Consider the following 20,087-nt stretch of genomic DNA (forward strand, 5'->3'; position numbering starts at 1 on the left):
AGATGCCCTTCTTGAGCGGGTTATGCGGACCTTAGACAAGTCGCATTTTCCCAGGTCAGGAGGGCATTCTCACTCTCCCACGCCGCCCACCGGACACAGTCGATCGGTGGATCGAGGCTTAGTGGTCATAGTTCACCCATTTCTTCTGCAGCCCGAAGTTGACGAGCGTGACCACGAGGATCAGGCCCAGCAGCGCGATCGAGATGGCGGCGGCGTACCCGCGCTGGCCGGAGAACGAGAACGCGGCGTTGAAGTAGTAGTGCACGAGCGTCTGGCCGAACCGCAGCCCCTGCGCGCCCTCGGGCAGCAGCACGTAGGGCAGGCTGAACATCTGGAACATCGAGATGATGTTGGTGGTGGTGACGTAGAACAGCGACGGCGTCAGCAGCGGCAGCGTGATGTGGCGGAACAGGCGCAGGTGGGTGGCGCCGTCGAGCATCGCCGCCTCCCGGTACATCGTCGGGATGGCCTGCAGGTTGGACAGGACGATGAGCATGGGGATGGCCGAACTCATGTAGGTCATCGCGACGACGAACACGAGCGTCACGCCGAAATCGGTCCCGAACCAGTTCACCCGATCCCCGCCGGCGCCGGTGATCGCGGCGTTGATGAGGCCGTAGTCGGTGTTGAACAGCCACTGGAACACGAGCAGGATGGACACCGGCATGGTGACCGCGGGCAGGAACAGCACCGTGCGCAGGAGCGTCGAGCCCCGGGAGACTCGGTGGAGCAGGACGGCGCTGAACAGCGAGACGACGACGATGGCCGGCACGCCCAGGGCCACAAACTTCACCGTGTTGCCGACGGCCTGGAGGAACAGTGCGTCGCCGGCGAGGCGCTCGAAGTTCTCCAGGCCCACCCACTGCGAGGGCCCGAAGGCCCCGGTGCGGGTGAAGGACAGGTAGACGTTGTAGCCGAAGCCGAACGCACGGAACACCAGCAGCCCGAGCAGCAGCGGAGCCAGGAATGCGGCTCCGACGAGGGCGGTGTGTCGCCGTTGCCGGCTCCACCGGAGGCGGCGGATGCTGTCGCCCCCGGTGGAGGTCGCTGTGGTTAGGGTCATGAGTCCAGCGACCGCTGGATGACGTCGTTCATCTGGGCGAGGGCCTCGGGAACGGTGACCGCCTTCGCCCACAGCTGCGGCAGGACGTTGGTGGAGGCCTCGGTCAGGCCCGGGCGGGCCTTCGGGAAGGCGGTGGACGGGCGCAGGTAGACGTTCTCACTGGCGACGCGGACGGCGTCGATGTCCTTGATGGCGGAGTTGGCCTCGAACCAGGCGTCCTGGGCTGCGGGGAGGGCCGGCAGGCCGGCACCGTTTGCCGCGTGCAGACGGGCGCCGTCGAGCGAGGTCATCCAGGCCATGAGCGAGAACGCCTGGTCCTTGGCGGCGGAGTTGGCGTTGAGCATGTAGCTGAGGCCGTTGGTGTTGCAGGCGAAGTTCCCGTTGGACGAGGGGAGTCGGACGGCGGTCAGCGGCAGGTCGTCGGTGACGGCCTCGCCGAGCGCCGAGATCTGCCAGCTGGGGATCATGGCGATCGCCAGGTTGCCGGAGGTGAGGGCGGACAGGGCGTCGAAGTCCGCGCGCTCGGCTGGGTTGGGGGCGAGGCCGAGGTCCATGAGTTCGAGGATCCGGTTGAAGCCGTCCACGGCCTCGTCGGAGTCGATGACGGCCTTGGTGCCGTCCTCCGAGACGAAGCGGCCGCCGGAGTGGTGGACGGCGTCGCTGCAGCCGAAGGCCAGGTTGGTGTCGTAGCCGATGATGTTGCCCCGGTTGCCGGAGGCGTCGAGCAGCTCCTGGCCGATGGCCAGCATGTCCTGCCAGGTCCACTCCGGCGACGGCGCGCTGACGCCGTGCTTGTCGAGGATGGCGGGGTTGTAGACCATCACCCAGGCGTCCATGTCCTTGGGGATGCCGTACTGCTTGCCGTCGAAGTTGTACAGGGAGGTGATCTGGGGCGCGTACTGGGACAGGTCGATCCCGGCCTCGGCGATGCGCTCGTCGAGCGGCTCGATGGCCCCGCCCTGGACGTACTCGATGGCCTTCGACGACTGCCACATGACGTCGGGGCCCTTGCCCGCGCCGAGGGAGGCGTCGAGCGATTGGTAGTACTGGTCCTCGGGCAGGACGTCCAGCCGGACCGTGGAGCTGGAGTTCTTCGCGAACCCGTCGATGGCCGCCTGCACGCCGCCCTTCTGCACGGCGTCCCAAATCTGCACGATGAGGGCGGCGCTGGCAGCGTCGGGGGCTTTGGAGGCTTCGGGTGAGCAGGCGGCAAGGGCGCTGGCCGCTCCGGCTGCGGCTGCGAGCGAGAAGAGGCGGCGACGTGAGACAACTGGCATGGGTACTCCTTGGGGACGGACACGCGGGGCGTCGGATCTGGCGTTCGGGAACGTTCCCTTAGTGCGACGTACGGTAGCGTTGGGAACGTTCCCGACGGACTGTAACCACGAGATGTGACCAGCCGACGACGTGAAGATGAACAGCTGATTAACGAGAGGACGTCTGATGGAGCAGGAAAGGGTTCGCCCGGCCACCCTCATGGACGTGGCCAGGAGGAGCGGCTTCTCCAAGTCCGTGGTGTCTAGGGCCCTGCTCGGGCAGCCGGGGGTCAGGGCCGAGACGGCCGAGACCATCCGCGAGGTGGCCAAGAGCATGCACTACCAGCCCAACCCGTCGGCCCAGGCGCTCGTCGGTGCCCGCACCGCCACGCTCGGTCTGGTGCTTCGGGACCCCAGCTCCGCCTACTACGCCGAACTCGCCCGGGAGATCCACACCCGGGCCGATTCGGCGAGCTACCGCGTGATCTCGGTGAGCCACGGCCCGGGCGACGGCGGGTTCGACTCCGCGCTGCGCCACCTCATACAGCTGCAGCTCGACGGCCTGATAGTTTCCAGTTCCGTCGTCGCTCCCGAGCGGATCGCCGCGGTCAGCAAGCAGATCCCCACCGTCGTCGTGGGGCGCGGACACCTCGACGACAACTCCGTGGCCTCCGTGGCGCTGGCGCGGGCGGCGTCCCGGGAGCTCGTCGACGCCGCGGCCGCGGGCGGGCACTCCCACATCGGGCTGCTTCACCACGAGCAGGTCTCCTCACCCACGCAGTACGAGCGCAACATCGCGACGACGGAGTACGCGGAGTCGCTCGGGCTGCGGGTCAGCCGACAGACGGTGAGCTCTCCACCGACGTCCCGTGAGCTGGACGCGGTGGTCGACGCCGGGGCGTCGCTGGTGCTGTGCGCGTCGGACCCGCTGGCGCTCACGCTCCTCGTCCGCCTCGAAGAGCGCGGCCTGTCCGTGCCCAGCCAGGTCGGCGTCGTGGGTTTCGACGGCATCGGCGCCTACGCGCACCCGTACCTCGGCCTGGCCAGCTACCGTCTCCCGATCGAGGAGATGGCCCGGGAGAGCGTGAGGCTGCTGTTGGAGCTGATGTCCGACGCCGCACCCACCGGCCCCCTGCAGGTGGAGGTCTCCGGGAGGGTCGTCGCCGGCCGGACGGCGAACCTGCACGTCACCACGCAAGGATGAAGCACATGGAATGGTTGTACCCGGGCCCCGAGCTCCTCGCTGAACTGGGCGACGTGGCGGTCGGGGTGGCGCACAGCTGCGGCCGCCTGATCGTCGACGAACGCCCCAGCCTGGTGGAGGTGGCCGGCACCAAGTCCTCGACGGTGGACGTGGTGACCGTCATGGACCGCAGGAGTGAGTCACTGGCCAGGGACATCCTCGCAGGCGCCCGGTGCGAGGACGGGCTGCTGGGGGAGGAAGGCCTGGACCGCTCGGGCTCCAGCGGCCTGACGTGGGTGATCGACCCCATCGACGCCACCGTCAACTACCTCTACGACGTCCCCGGCTACGCGGTCTCCGTTGCCGCCGTGATCGGTGACCCGCGGGTGGAGGGTGGCTGGCGGCCGGTGGCCGGCGCCGTCTTCAACCCGGTGCTGGACGAGATGTTCTCCGCGCAGCTCGGCAGGGGAGCGCAGCTGGACTCCCCCAGGGGCCGGACCCGGCTGGAGCCCCGGCCCGCGTTGGCGCTTGAGCACTCGCTGGTGGCCACCGGGTTCGGTTACGACGCGTCCCAGCGGGCGTGGCAGGGCCGTGCCGTGGCGGAACTCCTACCGAGGGTCCGCGACATCCGACGCTCTGGGTGCGCGTCGCTGGACCTGTGCGCCGTCGCGCTCGGGCGGGTCGACGCCTACTACGAGACCGGGCTGAACCCGTGGGACTTCGCGGCTGGTTGGCTGGTGGCGTCGGAGTCGGGGCTCTGCGTCCGCGGGCTCGGCACCCAGCACCCCTCCGGCCGGTTGACGGTGGCGGGCCGGACGGAGATCTGCGAGGAACTGGCCCAGCTCACCAGCCGGCACCTGCCCGCCGACTGATTGACGCAACGCAAGAGGGCCGGCCCACGCGGGCCGGCCCTCGCTCGTGGGTCCCATCAGGACCCGGGGTTTGCTAGTTGGTGCCAGCGCCGACGGTGAGCGCCAGGCTGGCAGTGATGCCGCCGGTGCGCACCGAGATCGTGGTGGATCCGGCGCCGGTCGCGGTGACCTCGCCGGTCACGGCGTCGACGGTGGCCACGGCGGTGTTCGAGCTGGTCCACACGTGCGACATCGGGGTCGCCACCGGGATGACCGGCGGGTTGGCGATGTTCGCGCCGTTGGTGTTCACGGCCGTGGCCGTGTACTGCTTGGTCTCGCCCACGGCCAGCGCGTCGTCGGCGCCCTGGTCGATGGCCACCGACTTGAGCAGCGGCTCGACAGCGAACTGCACCGTGCCGTCGGGGTTGACGTGGAGCAGGCCGAAGTGGAAGAAGCCACCCTGGTCGGCCGCGTAGTACGGCGGGGTGCCGACGTCGGCGATGGTCAGCTGCGGGATCCCCGCGTCGGTGGGCTTGCCCTGCGGGTCGAGCACCAGGTTGGCGAACCCGCGGGAGTGGCCGTGCAGGACCACGACGCGCTTGTCGGGATTGGCTTCACGGTAGTTCTGGATGATCTCCAGGAACTGCTCGGCCTCCCAGCGGTTCGACGCCTGGCTGGTCTTGCTCGGCGAGGGGTCGTGGATGGGCATGTGGATGCCGACGAACACCACGGGTGTCTCCGCCGCGTCGAGCTGCTCGACGAACCACGGGAACTGCTCCTCCGCGGGCACCTGCTGGGAGTCGGATCCCTGGATGGAGCCGGTGGAGTTGTCCACCCCGATGAACGTCACGCCCGGTCGCGTGAACGAGAAGTGGGTGTCCTGCTGGAAGACGGAGTAGAAGTTGCCGTCGGCCGGCTCGGGCCCGTTGCTGATCTCGTGGTTGCCCACGACGTTGTACAGCGGGGCGCCGAAGCCCTCCCACATGGCCTTGCCGTAGGCGAGGTCGGTGAGGATGCCGGTGTCGGAGGTGTCGCCGAGGCTCACCGTCACCTCCGGGCGCGCCACCTCCGGGAGCGGTGCCACGGTCTGTCCCTCGGTGGTGGTGTAGGACTCGCCCTTGATTCGCCTGGTCATGTTCTCGACGGTCACCGCGCTGGTGGAGTCGGGGATGTTGGCGCGCAGGTGGGCGTCGGAGCCCATGATGAAGGTCTCACCGCCGGGCTTGAAGTTGGCGGAGTCCTGTTCGTGGATCAGCCATTCGGGGTTGTTGGAGCTGATCGCCTCGTAGGGGGTTTCGTCGGCGGGGGTGCCGGCGGGGTAGTCGACGCGCAGCTCGGCCAGCGAGAACGTGCCGGTGGAGGCGTTGGTGGCGTACTGCCCGACGAAGCTGATGTCCTGGATGGTCAGCGGGTAGTCGGTGAACACGCCGCGCTTGATGCTCTTGCTCAGCTCCACCCACTTGCCGTAGTGCTGCTTCGGGTCGAGTGCGGTCCACAGGCCCATGTAGTGGCCGGCGGCGTCGCGGACGTTGAACACGATCCACGACTGCGGCGGGGCAGGGCTGTCGATCTTGAACTTGAAGAACAGGTTCTCGGGCACCTGGCCCAGTTCGTTCTTGTCGGCCAGGACGCCGGCCCCGTTGTTCGGGCTCAGGCGGATCCGGTTCTGCTCGGTGGTGTTGGCGAAGGAGAAGTCCACCTTCAGCGCCTTTTCCTGCGTGGAGTCCGCCGGGACGTCGGTGGTCTCACCGGGGTGGCCCTGCTGGACGGTGGTCGCGCCCGGGCCGGTGACGGTCATCTCCCAGTCAGCCGGGCTGTCTGCCACCACGAGCGACTTCAGGACGACGCCGACGCGGACGTCGGCCGTCGCGCCCACGCCGCCGACGGTGGCGCTCAGCTGGACGCCGCCGTTGCCCGATGCCGCGGCCTTGAACACGCCCGTGGAGGCGTCTAGGTTGCCGAGGTCGGTGTTGTCGAGTCCCCAGGCGACCGCCGACGGCTCGACCGTCACGGGCGCCTCGTCGCCGTTGGAGCCCTGCACGACGAACTCCTGCGACTCGCCGTTCTTGACGCCGAGCTTGTCGGGGCTGATGGTGAGGTCGCTGAACTGCTCTGCGACCTTGACGGAGATGACGGTCTGCGCGGAGCCCGCGCGCGCGATCAGCGTGCCCGCACCCTTGTTCTTCGGCGTGAAGACGCCGTTGTCCCAGGTGCCCAGGCGGCTGGGGTTGACGCTCACCTGGACGGGGTCGGCGCTGGGGTTGCCGGCCGCGTCGGTGGCGTAGGCCGGGACCTTGGAGGCCGCGCCGACGGCGGTCGAGAGCTTGGCGCCGTCGTTGATGACCACGTTGGTGGCCGCTGAGGGGGCTTCCGCCGTCGAGTAGACGAACAGGCCGTTGGTGACAGGGCGCTCGGCCAGGTCGGAGGGGCTGTTGACGATCGAGGCCTGGGTGTCGCCGGGCTGCCGGACCACCATCTCGGTGGAGCCGCCGCCGTCGACGAGGATGGCGTCGGTCACGCCCAGGGACTTCAGGTAGGAGGCGACGTGTACCCAGTTGACGCCGAGCGCGGTGTCGGCGTTGCGCTGGCCGTCCATGACCACCATGACGAGGCGACCGTCAGCGGTGCTGCCGACGGCGGTCTCCGGGTGGAGGCCCGAGGGCATCTTCTCGGTTGGGGTCGTCGTGGACCTCGCCGTTCTTGAGCATGAGGCCCGAGCCCTGGATGAGCTGCTCGATGTTGTTGTTGGGGCTGATCTGGTGCGTCGTGGTCAGCGTGGTGCCGACGGCGACGTTGTCCAGGATCCAGCGGCCACTGGCGCTGTCGGGGGTGCCGCCGACGAGGCCGTAGTGGTCGTCGGTGAGCGAGGTCTCGGTGGAGACGCCGGTGACCTGGATGGTCTTGCCGCCGTCGTCGGAGGTGCCGAGCGCGACGACGTGCTGGCCGCCGAACCAGGTCGTGGCCACCGCACCGAGGCGCGGGGTGATCATCGTGATGCCGTCGGCCTTGGCGTCGGCGAGGGTGTTGATGGAGGTCAGCGGGCGCGTGGCGGCGCCGGCGGCGACCGAGCCGGTGAACTTCTGGGGGCCGTAGGCCACCGAGCCGTCGTCGAGGATGGCGATGGTGGCCTCGAGGTTGGCCGTCGGGCTCTTCCAGATCTCGCCGTCGACGATCTCGCCGTCGATGGCCTGCCCGGAGGCGTGCATGTGGAAGTAGCCGCCGTTGATGCCCGCGACGGCGCCGGTGCGGTGGGCCATCGAGGTGAGGGTCTCGTTGCCCGGGTCGATGACGGAATCGTTGGAGACGACGGTGCGGACGCGCACGTTGGGGTCGCCCATGTCGGCGGTGACGACGTGGATCGGCACGCGCCCCTCGACGGAGTCGATGGTCTCGCTGAACGCCGAGACCCCGTTGGTGACGGGAACGGGCTTGGTGGTGGTGCGGTCAGTGATCGTCGCCCAGGCGTCCAGCTGCTGCGGCATCCAGGTGGTCTGTGGCGTCGGTTCGACTGCACCCGTCGGGGTGACCAGCCCGCCGGCAAGCATGGCCCCCACGATGAGCACCGCGGCGCCAGCGCGGCGCCGGGGACTCTTTGTCCTTGTGAATCGGTTTTCTATGTGCGCATGTTGGCAGTCAACCCTCGCCCGGGGTCGGTAACGCGACGACTGCCATAACGCGACGTATACGGGGGATGAACTCTTGGTGACGCGGAGGGCGGTGGGGTTTGGAGCGCTGGATCCGCTCACCGAATGTCAGTAGGGCCCGATAGGTTCCGAAATGTCAACTCGTCAAGGCTTCGCAAGGGGGCCAGCGGTGATGCACACGGGCGTGTCCTTCGAGGAAAGGCGCGAGAGCCCCTCGCTCGGAGTCGATCTCTACGAGTAGCAGCGGGAGGCGCTCGGACATGGCAACGTGCTGCACGGAGGGGGCATCCAGGTGGTCACTGGCGCCGGCAAGACGAGGATCGGCGTGGCGGCGATCGCAGACGCTGTCGCCGTCGGGCTCCGATCGGTTGTGAGAGGGAGGCGATTGCTGTGCAACATCCGGCGGCGAGACGTCGCTCGAGTAACCTTGGGCGAGCAGCAGATGGAGGTCCGGACCATCCAAGGGCAGATACCCGAGCGGATCGTTGCGACGACCTCGGCCGCAGGTGAGTTAGCAATGGATGGGTTGTCGGTCTGGTTCGGCTTGTCACCGGCTAGGGCGAGGACGTGGCAGGGGTCCATCACCGCCGTGGCTTCGGGGACGGCCTCGGTGGTGGCGGTCTTGATGCCTGTGAACCCCATTAGTGGCGACGGTCTCCACCCGCGCATTGAACTCTCCACTTTGGGCGTCGAGCCAAGTCTTGATCGCCTGCTTCGAGAGGACTCGACCATGTCCATTAGGCGGAAAGGCCGGTCCCGTATCCGACTGGGTGAGGTCGATGACCACGGTGACGAACTTGTCGCGATGGCGGGTGTGGCGCCAACAGCGCTCATCGACAGCGATCACTGCACGCTATCCAGGCGGGTGGTCGATCAAGACCTGCTGGCCGAGCTCGGCCACGGCGTCGTGGGCGGTGTCCCGCGCGGTCTGCAACACGGCGGCGACTGCGCTGATCCGGGTGTGGTCGAGGACCAACTGCTGCAACGCCCACCACGTCGCCGCGCGGCTTCCAGCACAGCCTGTGGAGATCAGACTGGTTGTTCGTTCGCCCGGCTTTCGACGCGTCAGGTGCGATTGGAGACCGGCTCCAGGAGGCGCTTGATACTTCTCACCTCGCCATGCGAGAGCGCAGCCTTGTATGCGTCGCGAACGAGCTCCGGAACCCGACCACGCGAGGGGACATCGAAGCCGTTCTCCCTCGCCCAGTCTCGCAGGAGTCGGGATGAGGGCTCGTTGTCAGCTTGATTGCCTTCGGCAGCGCGACGGCGTTGAGGTGCTGCGCCGACCTCCTTCTGGGCGGAGGAGACGAACGGGGCGAGCGCTTCGCGCAGTGCAGACTGCTCGTCGGGTGCCAGATCTATCTCATAATCCGTCCCGTCCAGGCTGAATTGAACGCTCACCTCGGTACTACCCGAGATCTCGACCCCGCTCAGGTCTGAGTAATAGGCAATGACTGTTCGCCGCGCCATGTTGACTTCCCCTTCCATGTGGTTCGCTTCGAGTTTCGCTCGTCAACGCTGAACGAGCCGCTGCAAGCGCTCGACGATGGTCTCGATCGGAATTTTCCCAGCCATAGGGCCCCAAGACAACCGAAGGGCCCCCTCAATGCGTTGACGTGGAAGCCCTGCCGCCACCAGGACGTGACTCGGGCCGTAGCTCTGGCTAGTGCAGGCGGAGCCGTTAGACACAGCCACAACATCCTTGAGCGCCACGATCGCTGCTTCTGAATCAAGGCCGGGAATCGAGACGTTGAGGGTCGTGGGGATCGTGCGATCGAGGTCGCCATTGGGCTCCGCGCCGAGGGACCGGAAAGCGGTGAGCAATCGCTCCTTGATCGCGAGCGCCTGCTCGGCGTTCTTCTCCGCCTCCGTGAGCGCAATCGCTGATGCCAGTCCGAGCCCGGCGATCAGTGGAACCGGATGGGTTCCGGGACGCAGTCCTCGCTCCTGGCCTCCGCCGAACATGAGCGGCGTAAGCGGTGGGCGTCTGTACCCACGACGCCTGGCGATGAGGGCGCCCACGCCCTTCGGCCCCCCGACTTTGTGGCCTGAGATAGCCAGGAGGTCGATACGCAGATCCTGCAGGGGAGCGATGACTTTGCCGAAGGCCTGGGCGGCGTCGACGTGGAAGTAAGCGTCGTGCTGGCCGAGCACGCTGGAGATCCTGTCTATTGGCTGGATCACGCCGGTCTCGTTGTTCACTGCCATGACGGACACGAGCAACGTGTCGGGACGCAGCCTCGACTCGACCGCTTCCGGCGCGATCCATCCTCCGCGGGTCGGCGGCAGGAGCTCGATCTCGAAGCCTCGCATCGCCAGGAACTCCAAGGGTTCAAGCACAGCCTTGTGCTCGATCGCGGTGGAGATGATGTGCTTCTTGCCCGTCGCCTCGCCATGCGAAGCCAAGCCAAGGATCGCCAAATTGTCGCTCTCGGTCGCGCCGCTGGTGAAGATCACCTCGTCAGGCTTAGCAGCCACAACGGCGGCAACCTCGTGCCGAGCCCGATTCACACGTTCCTTTGCAACCTGGCCGTAACTGTGCGTCCGGCTCCCCGCGTTGCCGAACTCCAAGGTCATGAACCGCAACACCTCGTCTGCGACCCGTGGATCGACCGGCGCCGTCGCGTTGAAGTCGAGGTAGACGGGACGCGCCTGTGCCAACGGAGGTGTGTTGGCGCTCCTGTCGGAGGTGCTAGGTACAGTCATGTTCGTAATCATAGGCGTCCGAACCGAGACGGTACGGATCTACTTGGCGCGTTGTTCGGATCTTGATCCGAACACCAGCTATGGTGGGTGGCGTGGTGAGGAGGAGGGTGGTGACAGTGGCAGCTAGCGACGACTCTGCAGCCGTTTCGAGACCAGGCGAGTATGAGTATGTCTTCCCTGCCATCCGCGGCGTGCAGGCCGGGCGCCCGTACTACGTAACCATGTGGCCTCTGCGGCTCATCCCGAAGCTGTTCCTTTTCGACTCCGAGGAGCTTCCCCCGGAGATGCGGGCACAGCGCACCCTTAACAAGGCGCGTGTCCCAGAGATGGCTAGGTACATCGTCGAGAATCCGGAGAGCTACATCTTCTCGGCCCTGACTGCCAGCGCGAATGCGGAGGTGCGGTTCGAGCCCTTCGTCAGCGAGGGCGGCGCGGCGGACCGCGTTGGCAAGCTGACGGTTCCGATGGATGCTCGCTTCGTGATCAATGATGGCCAGCACAGGCGCGCGGCGATCGCCCGCGCGCTAGAGGACAATCCAGATCTGGGCGACGAGACCATCGCGATCGTTCTCTTTATCGATGTCGGTCTAAGCCGGTCGCAGCAGATGTTCGCCGACCTCAACAGGCATGCCATCCGGCCATCAAGGTCCATCGGCGTGCTCTACGACCACCGAGACCCGATGTCTGAGATCGCCAAGCAAGCTGTGTTGCGGTCCGCCTTCTACCGAGACCTCACAGAGATGGAGACCAGCAACCTTGCCGCTCGGTCCCGGAAGCTCTTCACGCTGTCCGCGTTCTACACGGCCGATCGTGCACTTCTCGACGACGTCAAGGTGGATGGCCTGGGTGAGAGCATCGATCTAGCGACCTCTTACTGGGAGCGGGTTGCCAAGCAGTTCCCCAGCTGGGGTCAGGTCCACGAGGGCAAGGTCAGCGCTGGCGAGGTTCGCAAGGACTTCATCCACAGCCACGGAATCGTCCTTCACGCCCTCGGCAAGGTCGGGAACGCACTACTGCGATCGAGTCGGTCGCCGGCGTGGTGGGAGCGGGCCCTCAGGAAGCTTTCTGACATCGACTGGCACCGCAGCAATTCCGCCGTCTGGGAAGGCCGAGCCACCATTGGCGGCAAGGTGAGCAAGGGCGCCTCAAACGTACTGCTTACGACCGCGTACATCCGAGGGGTCCTCGGCTTACCACTACCCCCCGAAGAACAGAGGGCAGACCATGCGTTTGCCCGAGGAGAGATTAAGTGACGATCAACCTGCCCATCCGTCCCCGCTCAGCGTTCGACGACCTAGGGTTCGCCGGCACTGTCGACGCGCTCGTCGCACAGACCCAAGACCTGTACCTCGCGGATCCAGTGCCATGGGTCGTAGGTTACTCGGGTGGCAAGGACTCGACCGCGACGCTGCAGTTGGTGTGGATGGCGCTGGCCGGACTCGAGCTTGGCCAGCGCACCAAGCCGGTCCATGTCATCAGCACCGACACCCTTGTTGAGAACCCGGTCGTTGCGGCTTGGGTGACGCACTCCCTGGACGTCCTGGGGGCAGCGGCGGAGTCCCAAGGGTTGCCGCTGACGCCGCATCGGTTGACGCCAGCGGTCACCGACACATTCTGGGTCAACCTGATCGGTCGGGGGTACCCTGCGCCACGACCGAAGTTTCGGTGGTGCACCGAGCGCTTGAAGATCAAGCCCTCAAACTCATTCATCCGCGAGATGGTTCGCTCGCACGGCGAAGCCATCCTGGTGCTTGGCACGCGCAAGGCGGAGAGCTCTGGTCGCCACGCGCGCATGGCGGCGCTGGAGTCCCGCCGTGTGCGTGACCTGCTCAGTCCCAACGACTCGCTGCCCAACGCGCTCGTCTACTCGCCGGTGGAGAACTGGTCGAACGATGACGTGTGGACCTTCCTCATGCAGTCGCCAAACCCTTGGGGTTACTCCAATAAAGAGCTGCTCACCATGTACCAAGGTGCATCAGCCGACGGGGAATGCCCGCTAGTCGTGGATTCCAGCACGCCGAGCTGTGGTGACAGTCGATTCGGGTGCTGGACGTGCACCCTCGTCGAGAAGGACAAGTCGATGTCGGCGATGATACAGAACGACGAGGAGAAGGAGTGGATGCTTCCTCTCCTGGAACTGCGCAACGCATTGGACGTTTCCGATGACCGGCATCTCCGTGACTTCCGGCGCATGAATGGCTCGGTACAGCTGTTTCACGACCGGCCTATCCACGGACCGTACAAGCAGTCCGCACGTGAGGACTGGCTCAAACGATTGTTGGCAGCGCAAACGTGGATCCGAGAGAACGGTCCCGAGTACGTGTCGTCGCTGGAGCTCGTAACGCTCGCGGAGCTCGAAGAGATTCGTCGAATCTGGGTCGTAGACAAGCATGAGTTTGAAGACTCTCTCCCGCGCATCTACGAGGCAGCCATGGGAGAGTCTTACCCGGGTGGGCCCCTAGACGAGCACCTTCCGCTTGGTGCCGACATGATCAAGTCATTGCAGGAGGTGGCAGGCGATGACCGACTGCACTTTGAGTTGGTGCGGGAGCTCCTAGACATCGAGCAGCGCCATCGGGCTCAGGTACGACGAGCTGGACTGTTCGACTCCCTCGAGAAGGCCATGCGTCGTGGCTTCTACGATGATGTGGAGGATGCCACCGAGCGAGCCCAGCAACGCAAGGCGGCGCTCGAGCGGGTCCCGCAAGGGCCTGACGGTGAACCTGACCCGCTCGATGTGGCCGACGGGTACGTACGCGCAGTCACGGAGCGCTCGTCGTGATCCTGAACGAACTCGTCCTTCACAACGTGGGCACCTTCTCGGGGCGCCACACCATTGACCTGACCCCACCGTCGAGCCAGCGACCGATCATCCTCATCGGGGGACTCAACGGCGCCGGCAAGACGACCATCCTCGAATCAATCCAGCTTGCTCTCTATGGCTCGCTCTCTCACCATTCTGGTCGCCGAACCGGCAGGCATGAAGATTATCTGCGTGGTCTGATCCACCGCGGAGTCTCGGCAAGCGAGGGCGCGGCTATCGAACTCACGTTCACGGCTCACCAGGAGGGCCGCGAGCACCTGTACTGGATTCGCCGCAGTTGGAAGGGCACCGGGGCATCGATTCGGGAACTGCTGCTCGTGTCAGTTGATGGCCGGCACAATCAGTCGCTCACGTCGACTTGGAATGAGCACGTCGAGACGTTCCTGCCGCGGGGCATAGCCGGGCTCTTCTTCTTCGATGGTGAGCAGATCGAAGCACTCGCGGATCTCGAGCGCTCTCGTCAAGTTCTCGGGTCCGCCCTCGCGGCGTTACTTGGCCTGGACCTTGTGGAGCGCCTGTCGACGGATCTGACGGTGCTCAAGCGCCGCCACCGCGGCGAGCAGGTTCCCTTGACCTTGCGACAGAGCATCGAGGAAAAGAAGCAGGTCGTAACGGCTCGCCGACAAGCAGAGGAAGAGGCGACCGCGGCGGCGGCCGCGCGCGCTAGCGAACTTGACCGATGCAAGAGACTCTTCCATGAGGCGACCGAGGCCTACCGGGCAGCGGGCGGCGACCTCCTCGAACAGCGCGAGGGCGCCGAGGCCAAGGCGGTCATGTGGCGCTCGGAGTTCGCACGATGCGAAGACAACATTAGAAACGAGCTCGCGGAATCGGCCCCGATCCTCCAGGTGGGTGCGCTGCTTGAGCAGCTTGGCGAGCAGATTCGCCTGGAGGGTATGGCGAGGCGCGACACCCTGCTCGTGGAAGCATTCTTAGCGCGTGACGACGTCTTGGTGGAAAAGCTGCACGCTGCCCAGGTGAAGGCCCCCACCATTGCGGCGATCCAAGCGTTTCTCGACGGTGACCGACAAGCTCGTCGCATGTCCGCGCAGACGGAGCAGATCATCGGCCTCTCTGACCCCATGGTACTCGAGGGGATACTCGGATTGGGACTGGCTGAGACGCGGAAGCGCCTTCAGGCAGCCGTTGAACGCCGGGCAGCTCTGAAGGGTGAGCTCGAGCAGGCGGAGCGACTGCTTGCTGCCATCCCGGAGCCAGAAGCGCTAGCGCCCCTGCAGCGTGCTCGCGAGGATGCTCGAGATGCTCTACTGCGGGCGCAAGCTATCAATGCGGTGGCGACAGAGACACTTTCATCCGCACGTGCCGAGCATGCGAAGGCGATAGCCGCCTATGATGCGGCATTGGACAAGGCGGCACTGGCAAACTTGGCGGCTGACGATGACCGTCGCCTCGTAGAGCACGTGGACCGTGTCCGCACCACCCTCGAGGGTCTTCGCGTGGCCGCGACCAAACGACAATTGGAGCGGATATCGCAGCTCATCCTCGAAGCACTGGGCATGCTGTTGCGGAAGCAGCGCCTAATCACCGACGTCAGGATCCACCCAGAGACGAACACTGTTTCTCTCACCGGAGTCAATGGTCACGCGCTCCCCGCCAACAACCTGTCCGCCGGGGAAAGGCAACTCCTCGCGGTGGCAATGCTATGGGGGCTCGCACGCGCCGCGGGGCAGCCTCTGCCGGTGGTCATCGACACGCCACTCGGACGGCTCGATGGTTCCCATCGCGAGCACCTCCTCGACCGGTACTTCCCGAACGCCAGCCATCAGGTTGTGCTCCTCTCAACAGACACCGAGATCGATGAGGATGCGTTCAAGCGAATCTCGGCCCGGATCGGTCGGAGCTACCACCTGGTATTTGACCCCGAGTCCAACGCAACGTACGTGAAAGATGGGTATTTCTGGAGTGACCATGGCGATTGAACACATCCGACTGAGCCAGCAGGCCCGCGACCAGCTCATCACTCTGAAGAGGCGTACCGGGGTTCAGCACTGGAACGTCCTATGCCGTTGGGCGTTCTGCCGTTCACTGGCCGAACCCGCGCCACCTACCGCGATCAAGCTGACGCTCGACAGCAACGTCGAAATGAACTGGCGTACGTTCGGCGGGGATCTCGGGGATGTCCTATGGGGACTCTTGCGGCTCCGTGTCCACAATGATGGCCTGCCACTCGACGACGAGACGCTGGTACAGCAGTTCCGTCTCCACCTGCATCGGGGGATCGGGTACTTGGTCGGTGACCCCAGGGTGAAGGATGTGGCCGGTCTGGCAAGCGTTGGCTTGAGCGAGCTACCGGCGGCATGACTCTAGAGGGTGTTGCTCGTCACAAGACCGCACTAACCCGGTCGGCACTCTCCCGCCCGATTGCTGTTGCCATAACCGATGGTCTGGTGCCGAACGGGGCAACGATCTTCGACTACGGGTGCGGCCGGGGAGACGACCTTCGCCATCTTCGATCGCTCGGCTACGCCTGCGAGGGATGGGATCCCGCCCACCGCCCTGAGACCGAGCGCAAGCCCGCGGAGATCGTCAACCTCGGCTATGTCCTGAACGTCATCGAGAAGCCGGAGGAGCGCGCCGAGACTCTGCGCTCGGCCTGGTCACTGGCGCGGGAGCTGCTGGTGGTCTCCGCTCGTATGACTTGGGACGCAAGAGACCTCGCTGGACGTCCGATGGGCGACGGCTTGTTGACGCGCAAAGGCACCTTCCAGAAGTTCTACGAGCACACTGAGCTCTCGAGCTGGATCGAGCTGATCCTTGGAGTCAAACCACACGCAGCCGCCCCCGGCGTGTTCTACCTCTTCCGGGACGAGGCCGCGGCCCAGCGCTTCGTCGCCTCGCGCGTCTACTCTTTCCGCCCGCGCGTGACCATCGACCCGCAGGTTCAGTATGAGTCGAACGAGCAGCTGCTGGCGCCCCTTCTCGCATTCATGCAGGCCCATGCCCGCCCGCCGAAGGAAGGTGAACTTGCAGAAGGGCATAGGGCTCAGATCGAGGAAGCTCTCGGGAGTCTCGGACGTGCACAACGTCTCATCCGTCGAGTGACGGAGGATGCCTACTGGGACCAAGTCACTATTGAGCGGCGGGCTGAGCTCTTGACCTATGTGGCACTGTCCCGGTTCGGTCGGCGCCCGCGGTTATCGCAACTCGACCGTACGCTAGCGACGGATCTTCGTACCCTGTTCGGAACGTACCGGCAGGCATGCCTCCAAGCAGACCGGCTCCTGCTTGCTTGCGGCGATCAGGCGATGCTCTTCGTGAGCGCCCGAACTTCGAAGATCGGCAAGCAGACGCCGAGCGCGCTCTATGTGCACCGCTCAGCGATGACTGACCTTGCGCCAGTTCTCCAGGTCTACGAGGGGTGCGCCCGAGTACTCGTGGGCACTATCCCGAGCGCCAACATGATCAAGCTGTCAGTGACGGATCCGCAGGTGTCGTACCTGACGTACCCAACCTTCGACCGGGATCCCCACCCGGTGCTGCGCTCTGCCATCACGGTTAACCTGCGCACCCTCTCCATAGAATGGCGCGACTACAGCCGCTCGGAGAACCCACCCCTGCTGCATCGCAAGGAGGAGTTCGTCGGCAGAGATCATCCGAGCCGCGCCCTCAATGAGCGACTGACTCGCTCGGAAGTGCGGGCGGGGCTGTACGCCCATCCAGAGCGAATCGGCACGCTCAACGGGTGGCAGGCGACGCTCGCTGACGCCGGCTTCACACTGCGCGGACACCAACTGAGAAAGCTGTAATCCGTCGGCGGGGCGAACTGCGGTCGTGATTGCAGCAGCCGACTTCTAACTGCCTGCGACGAGGCAGCTCCCGAGGTGTGCCCAGCTGACTTAACCCCACGTCACGCCACCGAGCAGTTCCTCAACTGATGCAGGAGTTGCCCCGCCGCCGCCGCTGAGCGCCTCGTACACGAGGTCGCCCACGACTAATGCCGCCGGCTTGTGGCGGACATTGACCTGTTCCTGGATGTAGTCGAGGCCCCCATTCGCGTACTCCTCGAATATCCGCACCCGCTCCTCGATTCGAACGCTATCCATGACCTCGGGGTCGTCCTTCACGACGTTGGCGGCGATCATGTTGATCAGAGCCTCGCTAAACGCGGGTCCAGTGAGAGTTTCGTAGCGGATGGGATCGCCGGCGGTCTCCGTGTAGGTCACCCGCCGACTGAACCGGTAACCGACTGCGGCGGCCAGCAGCAGGATGTCTCGGAAGGTGCTGAACCCGCCCTCATCTTGTAGTTCCTTCATCAGCCGCTCGTGCTGCTGCGGGCGACGCACTCGGACGTCGGCAGGCGGATTGTTCACTTGATCTCCTTGAGGAGTGCGTAGTCTGTGTCGGCGTGGCGGATATACGGGTAAGTACTTCCGCGAAGCTCGATGTCTTCGTCGGTAGCTCCCGCGAGGCTGCTGTGGGCTTCGACCACGCCCAAGTGACTCACATACGGATTGAGTTCCGTGACCACCTTGCCCAAGCCTTGGCTCTTACTGACCAGGACCACCAGCTGGGGTGCCATCTGTGCGAGCGCCCGGGCGACGGCCTCCTGATAGTTCTCATCAAGCGAGCCGAAGGCGGCGTCCATCACGATCGGATACGTCCCTGCATCGTCTGCGGCCTCTCCTTTTGTACGACGCTCCTTGCGGATCTCGCGTGCCAACTTCGATACCGCCGCGACGAAGCTCAGACTGAGGATCTGGTTCTCACCCGTTGACTTTCCTACGGGCAATTGCACGCCATCGACATTGGTGTACAGGGCGAGTTCGAAGGACTCGCTAAGGGCAGGGACATAGTTCTTGTAGGTGATGCTCTTGTAGACGGACTTCAACTCTGCGTCGAGGCGCTGGCGCATGCGTTCCGAGCGGATCTTGAGGATCTCCTCGAGTGCCCCGTTGACGTTCTGGACCATGTCGGACCGAGCGCGCGCTTTCGCAGCCAAGTCGTCGGTCACTATCGCATTCTTGCGCTCCTTCACCTTCTGTTCGATGTCTCTCGCACCTCGTTGAAGATCGCTCACAACGGCGCCGATGCGCCGCTGCTTAGTGCCGTGTCGGTGTTCCAGGTCGATTCGCTTGGACTCCAGGGCCTGGACGTCTTCGAGCCGGCTGTCACGCAACTTACCGTCCAGTTCGGACTTCGACTCCTCAAGCTGGGCGATCCTGTCGCGCAGGTCGCCGATCCGCTTCATGATCTGCCCGAGTCCATCGTGCAGGTCAGTCCGTGCAGCGGCCATGGACTCGATCTGCGCGCTCAGCTTCTGCCACGCCGTCTCAACAGCTTGGAGTCCAGCGCGCTGACGCCACTCTGTCACGTGCTTCCAGGGCTCGCTGTGCTCAGCGAGGGCGGTCCCGCAGATGCAGGTGCCATCGTCGAGAAGCTGGTCGACGAACTCGCGCTTGAGGGGTGCGGGCAGCGCACCGCGCTGGTAGAGGGACTCTGCCATCGCACTCGTCGATTCTCCGAGGTCCTCCGTGAATGCCAGAAAGCCGCGGGTCGCAATGAGGTTGGCGCCTTCCCGGATCGCAGCGTCGAGGCTCATCCTTGTCTCCGACAGCTGGTTCGTCACGTTGTCGCGCTGATGCTGGATGGGTGCAGCTGCATCATGCTGCCGGAGCAGCTCAGTCACATGGTCTCGCTCCTCACTCAGAGTTGCGAGATCGCCCTCAAGAATCTTCTGGTCGACTTGTAGTGCCGCCTCTTGCTCACGGAGCTCATCGATGGCAGTTTGGATCTCGCTCGCCTTGTCACCGCCGTGCCTGCGAATGTCAGCGCTGAGCCTCCGGTCGACCTTCGGAAGATGCGCGAGCGCACGCTCGACCTGCTCCAGGTCGAGCAACACCTTGATGTCCTGCTGCACCTCGCTGTAGGAGCTCTTCTCCACGAGCTTCTCGATGCGCTCGCCGTTGAAGAAGAAGAAGCGGCTGATGCTCTTGGGAAGGATCGAGAGGATTCGTTCCTGAGGGGCTCCAACAGTCTCCGATGAACCATCGCGCTTGGTCGTCCAGAGCAGTACCTCGGGCGAGGCCAGTCCTTGGTGATCGCCTTCCTTTCGAACAGAAGCGCGTCGCAGAACCCTATAGTCTTCACCCTCGTGATCAAAGTCGATCTCGACGCTGACCTCGGCAGAACCGCCCGTGGGGGTTCTGCGCCACACACTGTCGGTTACCAGGCGTACCTGCTGTTCCACGTCAACTGAGAGGGTCCCGTAGAGCGCCCACGTAAATGCATTGAGGAACGTCGTCTTACCAGCGCCGTTCGCCCCGAAGAGCAGCGTCACCGGCTTGAGCGTGTCCGAGCGGAGGTCGAAGCGCTGCTCGCCTTTGAACTGACGGAAGTTCGTGAGGGTGATGGAGTGCAGCTTCACGGCATTATCTCCTTCACGGCCGCCAGCAGGTCGTCGGTCGCCTCGTAGGCGCTCACGTGAAGCTTTGCCCGCTCGATCTCGAGGACCCGCTTCAGGAGCATGCGCTCTTCCGGTGTCAGCTCCTCCACGGCCTGCTCCTCGGTGCGATCGGTGTTACTCACTGTATGTCGTCCTT

Annotated in this window: 17 protein-coding genes; 7 read left to right on the forward strand and 10 right to left on the reverse strand. The window is 65.1% G+C overall.

Features of this window, described 5'->3' with window-relative positions; translation table 11 throughout:
• Nucleotides 1-118: 118 nt before the first annotated feature.
• Together LKO27_RS00005 and LKO27_RS00015 are read right to left on the reverse strand one after the other, a co-directional pair.
• Entirely contained in the window at nt 119-1,063 is a 945-nt protein-coding gene (locus LKO27_RS00005; RefSeq protein ID WP_227734859.1) for a carbohydrate ABC transporter permease, read from the reverse strand.
• Nucleotides 1,060-2,340, reverse strand: coding sequence for an ABC transporter substrate-binding protein (locus tag LKO27_RS00015; RefSeq protein ID WP_304650881.1), 1,281 nt, complete (start codon nt 2,338-2,340; stop codon nt 1,060-1,062). The genes LKO27_RS00005 and LKO27_RS00015 overlap by 4 nt, the downstream gene beginning before the upstream one ends.
• A 166-nt stretch (nt 2,341-2,506) precedes the next feature.
• Between LKO27_RS00015 and LKO27_RS00020 the strand changes: the two genes are divergently transcribed.
• Together LKO27_RS00020 and LKO27_RS00025 are read left to right on the forward strand one after the other, a co-directional pair.
• On the forward strand, nt 2,507-3,523 hold the full coding sequence (locus LKO27_RS00020; RefSeq protein WP_227734860.1) for a LacI family DNA-binding transcriptional regulator: 1,017 nt from the start codon (nt 2,507-2,509) through the stop codon (nt 3,521-3,523).
• A 5-nt stretch (nt 3,524-3,528) separates the two neighbouring features.
• Nucleotides 3,529-4,374 (forward strand): inositol monophosphatase family protein, encoded by an 846-nt coding sequence (locus LKO27_RS00025; protein WP_227734861.1) that lies wholly within the window; start codon nt 3,529-3,531, stop codon nt 4,372-4,374.
• A 73-nt stretch (nt 4,375-4,447) separates the two neighbouring features.
• On the opposite strand, the gene LKO27_RS00030 is transcribed toward LKO27_RS00025, so the two are convergent.
• The 5 genes from LKO27_RS00030 to dndA form a co-directional block, all read right to left on the reverse strand.
• The gene (locus LKO27_RS00030; protein WP_227734862.1) at nt 4,448-7,018 is read right to left on the reverse strand and encodes a phosphodiester glycosidase family protein; all 2,571 of its coding nucleotides are present in this window, start codon (nt 7,016-7,018) and stop codon (nt 4,448-4,450) included.
• On the reverse strand, nt 6,972-7,898 hold the full coding sequence (locus LKO27_RS00035; RefSeq protein WP_227734863.1) for a hypothetical protein: 927 nt from the start codon (nt 7,896-7,898) through the stop codon (nt 6,972-6,974). The genes LKO27_RS00030 and LKO27_RS00035 overlap by 47 nt, the downstream gene beginning before the upstream one ends.
• A 952-nt stretch (nt 7,899-8,850) precedes the next feature.
• Nucleotides 8,851-8,982, reverse strand: coding sequence for a hypothetical protein (locus LKO27_RS15065; protein WP_255621645.1), 132 nt, complete (start codon nt 8,980-8,982; stop codon nt 8,851-8,853).
• Nucleotides 8,983-9,062: 80 nt separating this feature from the next.
• Nucleotides 9,063-9,485 carry an Lsr2 family protein gene (locus tag LKO27_RS00040; RefSeq protein WP_227734864.1) on the reverse strand — a complete coding sequence of 141 codons (423 nt, stop codon included), beginning with the start codon at nt 9,483-9,485 and terminating at the stop codon, nt 9,063-9,065.
• 24 nt (nt 9,486-9,509) lie between these two features.
• Nucleotides 9,510-10,703 (reverse strand): cysteine desulfurase DndA, encoded by a 1,194-nt coding sequence (gene dndA, locus LKO27_RS00045; protein WP_227734865.1) that lies wholly within the window; start codon nt 10,701-10,703, stop codon nt 9,510-9,512.
• 92 nt (nt 10,704-10,795) lie between these two features.
• On the opposite strand from dndA, the gene dndB reads away from it, so the two are divergent.
• The 5 genes from dndB to LKO27_RS00070 are packed head-to-tail and all read left to right on the forward strand — an operon-like array spanning nt 10,796 to nt 17,294.
• The gene (gene dndB / locus LKO27_RS00050) at nt 10,796-11,956 is read left to right on the forward strand and encodes a DNA sulfur modification protein DndB (protein ID WP_227734866.1); all 1,161 of its coding nucleotides are present in this window, start codon (nt 10,796-10,798) and stop codon (nt 11,954-11,956) included.
• Nucleotides 11,953-13,485, forward strand: a complete 1,533-nt coding sequence (gene dndC, locus LKO27_RS00055; protein ID WP_227734867.1) for a DNA phosphorothioation system sulfurtransferase DndC — start codon at nt 11,953-11,955, stop codon at nt 13,483-13,485. The genes dndB and dndC overlap by 4 nt, the downstream gene beginning before the upstream one ends.
• The gene (gene dndD, locus LKO27_RS00060; RefSeq protein ID WP_227734868.1) at nt 13,482-15,467 is read left to right on the forward strand and encodes a DNA sulfur modification protein DndD; all 1,986 of its coding nucleotides are present in this window, start codon (nt 13,482-13,484) and stop codon (nt 15,465-15,467) included. Before dndC ends, dndD begins: the two co-directional genes overlap by 4 nt.
• On the forward strand, nt 15,457-15,849 hold the full coding sequence (gene dndE / locus LKO27_RS00065; protein WP_227734869.1) for a DNA sulfur modification protein DndE: 393 nt from the start codon (nt 15,457-15,459) through the stop codon (nt 15,847-15,849). Before dndD ends, dndE begins: the two co-directional genes overlap by 11 nt.
• Complete coding sequence (locus tag LKO27_RS00070) at nt 15,846-17,294, forward strand: DNA phosphorothioation-associated putative methyltransferase (protein ID WP_227734870.1); 1,449 nt, start codon at nt 15,846-15,848, stop codon at nt 17,292-17,294. The genes dndE and LKO27_RS00070 overlap by 4 nt, the downstream gene beginning before the upstream one ends.
• A gap of 90 nt (nt 17,295-17,384) precedes the next feature.
• Here LKO27_RS00070 and LKO27_RS00075 read toward each other — a convergent pair whose 3' ends face one another.
• From LKO27_RS00075 to LKO27_RS00085, 3 genes are read right to left on the reverse strand one after another with little or no spacing between them, the layout of a single operon-like run.
• Complete coding sequence (locus LKO27_RS00075; protein WP_227734871.1) at nt 17,385-17,858, reverse strand: hypothetical protein; 474 nt, start codon at nt 17,856-17,858, stop codon at nt 17,385-17,387.
• Complete coding sequence (locus LKO27_RS00080) at nt 17,855-19,912, reverse strand: AAA family ATPase (protein ID WP_227734872.1); 2,058 nt, start codon at nt 19,910-19,912, stop codon at nt 17,855-17,857. Before LKO27_RS00080 ends, LKO27_RS00075 begins: the two co-directional genes overlap by 4 nt.
• Complete coding sequence (locus tag LKO27_RS00085; protein WP_227734873.1) at nt 19,909-20,073, reverse strand: hypothetical protein; 165 nt, start codon at nt 20,071-20,073, stop codon at nt 19,909-19,911. Before LKO27_RS00085 ends, LKO27_RS00080 begins: the two co-directional genes overlap by 4 nt.
• Between the last annotated feature and the right edge of the window lie 14 nt (nt 20,074-20,087).

The sequence above is a fragment of the Tessaracoccus sp. OS52 genome (genome assembly GCF_020687685.1).
Taxonomy (GTDB): Bacteria; Actinomycetota; Actinomycetes; order Propionibacteriales; family Propionibacteriaceae; genus Arachnia.

Excerpts from the sequence above, each read along its gene's own strand:
- LKO27_RS00005 (WP_227734859.1), bottom strand. The coding sequence starts at position 1,063 with ATGACCCTAACCACAGCGACCTCCACCGGGGGCGACAGCATCCGCCGC.
- LKO27_RS00015 (WP_304650881.1), bottom strand. The coding sequence starts at position 2,340 with ATGCCAGTTGTCTCACGTCGCCGCCTCTTCTCGCTCGCAGCCGCAGCC.
- LKO27_RS00020 (WP_227734860.1), top strand. The coding sequence starts at position 2,507 with ATGGAGCAGGAAAGGGTTCGCCCGGCCACCCTCATGGACGTGGCCAGG.
- LKO27_RS00025 (WP_227734861.1), top strand. The coding sequence starts at position 3,529 with ATGGAATGGTTGTACCCGGGCCCCGAGCTCCTCGCTGAACTGGGCGAC.
- LKO27_RS00030 (WP_227734862.1), bottom strand. The coding sequence starts at position 7,018 with ATGCCCTCGGGCCTCCACCCGGAGACCGCCGTCGGCAGCACCGCTGAC.
- LKO27_RS00035 (WP_227734863.1), bottom strand. The coding sequence starts at position 7,898 with ATGCTTGCCGGCGGGCTGGTCACCCCGACGGGTGCAGTCGAACCGACG.
- LKO27_RS00040 (WP_227734864.1), bottom strand. The coding sequence starts at position 9,485 with ATGGAAGGGGAAGTCAACATGGCGCGGCGAACAGTCATTGCCTATTAC.
- dndA (WP_227734865.1), bottom strand. The coding sequence starts at position 10,703 with ATGACTGTACCTAGCACCTCCGACAGGAGCGCCAACACACCTCCGTTG.
- dndE (WP_227734869.1), top strand. The coding sequence starts at position 15,457 with ATGGCGATTGAACACATCCGACTGAGCCAGCAGGCCCGCGACCAGCTC.
- LKO27_RS00070 (WP_227734870.1), top strand. The coding sequence starts at position 15,846 with ATGACTCTAGAGGGTGTTGCTCGTCACAAGACCGCACTAACCCGGTCG.